We start from the raw sequence: 1,995 nt of genomic DNA on the forward strand, positions 1-1,995 counted from the left end.
CCTCGTAGAGCTGAACCGTCACCATCATGCCGTCCTGCAGGAAAGCGGCGCGCTCGCCGACGAAGTCCTTCGCCAGCTCGAGCTGCTCGTAGCTTTCAGTGTCCATGAACACCAGCGCATCGCCCTGCTCGTAGAGGAACGAGAAATCCTTGAGGTCGAGCCTTATCTGCTCGACGGTCTCGGCCGAGCGGAAGCGCTCGTTGAGCTTGGTGCCGTTGATCAGGTTCTTCAGCTCGACCTGGTTGTAGGCGCCGCCCTTGCCGGGCTTGACGGTGTTGGTCTTGACCGCCACCCACAGCCCGCCATCGTGCTCGATGACATAGCCGGGACGGATTTCGCTGCCACTGATCTTGGCCATGATGAACTGATCCGGAATGAGATTTTCTGGCGCGGGTCGCGCTTTGGCGCCTCCAAGACCACAAATTGCCAAGGTAGGCAAGGGAGGGAACCCGAGCGGTTGCCGCGGCGACGGGCCTCAAGGCAGGCGATTTGCCTTTTGCAGGGCCTGCTTGGTCTGGTCGTCGTCGAGGCCCTGCAGGAAATCGTCCATCTGCGGGTCGATCAGTCCGGCGCGACGAGCGACGATATACCAGGCGCCGGCGAGGATCAGGTCCGGGTCGGTGCCGATGCCGCCCATATAGAGCTTGGCGAGGCGGTTCTGGGCGGCGACATTGCCGCCTTGCGCCGCCCGTCTCATCCAGGCAAAGCCCGATTTCAGGTCGCGCTCGCCACCGCGCCCCTCGATCATCCAGGCGGCGAGGTCGATCTGCGCCGTGTCGTAGTTTTGGCGCGCGGCTTGCGTCAGGAGGATACGCGCCTGGGCGTCGTCATGCGGCTTGCCGCCGGCGCCGTTGGCATAGAGTTGCGCCATCGCGTATTGCGCGTCGGCAAGGCCGGTGGCGGCCGCGCGCTCGTAGTAGACGGCGGCTTTCACAAGCCCGTCATCGCCGGGATCCTGCTGGACAAGCAACTGCGCGAAGTTGAACTGCGCAAGCCGGTTGCCGGCCTCGGCCGAGGCCTGCATCAGCGCGAAGGCGCCCTTTTCGTCCTTCTTCACATAGCGGCCGTCGAGCAGCATCAGCGCATATTGGAACTGCGCCTCCGGCACGCCCTGTTCCGCGGCCAGCCCATACCATTTTGCAGCCTCGGCCGGATTGAGCGGCACGCCCAGCCCGCGCGACAGGATTTCGGCCACCAGCGTCTCGGCCGCCGGATCGCCGTTCTTGGCGCGCTCCATGGCGAGATTGTAGGCGGTCTTGTAGAGGCCGCGCTGGAAGGCGCCATAGGCGGCGTCCGGCTGCTTGGCGCCGAAACGGTCGGGATTGACGGTGTCGGCCGATGGCGGAGTCATGGTTGCAGGCTGCGGCAAGGTGTTCTGGATCGGCTTGTCGATATGCGGATCGCTGCCGAACCGGCTCGCATCCGGCGCGGTGTCCTGCGTGGCTGTGTCCGGTTTGCCCTTATCCGGCGTGCCCGTGTCCGGCGAGCCTGTATCCGGCTTGGCTGCGTCGGGCGCGCCCTTGTCCGGCGCACTCGTCTCCGGCTGGGGCTGGGGCAGAGGCACGGTCTCAGTCGCGCTCGCCGTTTCGCCCAGCCAGCAAGCCGGAACCAGCAAGCCGGCCAGGACGGCCAGAGGAAGCACACGCAAGCGCATGTCAGTCCTCGAAACGCGGCGCGGTTTCATCGAGCAGCGCGTTGGCGGCGGCGATCGCCGCCGCGGGATCGCGCCCATCGGCGAAAACGGCGCTGGACAGCGCCACGAATTCGGCGCCGGTCGCGGCCACCGCCTCGACGGAAGCAAGCTCGGAGCCGCCCATGACGATGCAGGGAATCGAGATCATCTCAGCCCACCATTCGCCGAGGGCGAGGTTGCGGTGATGCGGCTCCGGCTTGTTGTCGTAGCCGAAACGGCCGAAGAACATGTAGTCGGGCCGCTCCTCGCCGAGCGCCAGCGCCTCGTCGCGCGTCTTGGCGCCGCCGGCGCCCACCATCATC

Annotated in this window: 2 protein-coding genes and 1 pseudogene; all 3 read right to left on the reverse strand. The window is 66.3% G+C overall.

Translation table 11 applies throughout. The features are described from left to right. Window positions 1-358, reverse strand: a pseudogene (locus tag EOA27_RS33940) (elongation factor P); the annotation flags it as partial. Between the two features lie 117 nt (window positions 359-475). Beyond that, window positions 476-1,654 (reverse strand): tetratricopeptide repeat protein, encoded by a 1,179-nt coding sequence (locus EOA27_RS33945; RefSeq protein WP_126080742.1) that lies wholly within the window; start codon window positions 1,652-1,654, stop codon window positions 476-478. Window position 1,655: 1 nt separating this feature from the next. After that, on the reverse strand, window positions 1,656-1,995 hold a 340-nt coding region (locus tag EOA27_RS33950; RefSeq protein WP_189562250.1), incomplete at its 5' end, for a thiamine phosphate synthase.

This window comes from Mesorhizobium sp. M2A.F.Ca.ET.037.01.1.1, from assembly GCF_003998075.1.
Taxonomy (GTDB): domain Bacteria; phylum Pseudomonadota; class Alphaproteobacteria; order Rhizobiales; family Rhizobiaceae; genus Mesorhizobium.

What these genes read in the sequence shown, in the direction of transcription:
- EOA27_RS33945 (WP_126080742.1), bottom strand. Translation starts at nt 1,654, where the DNA reads ATGCGCTTGCGTGTGCTTCCTCTGGCCGTCCTGGCCGGCTTGCTGGTT.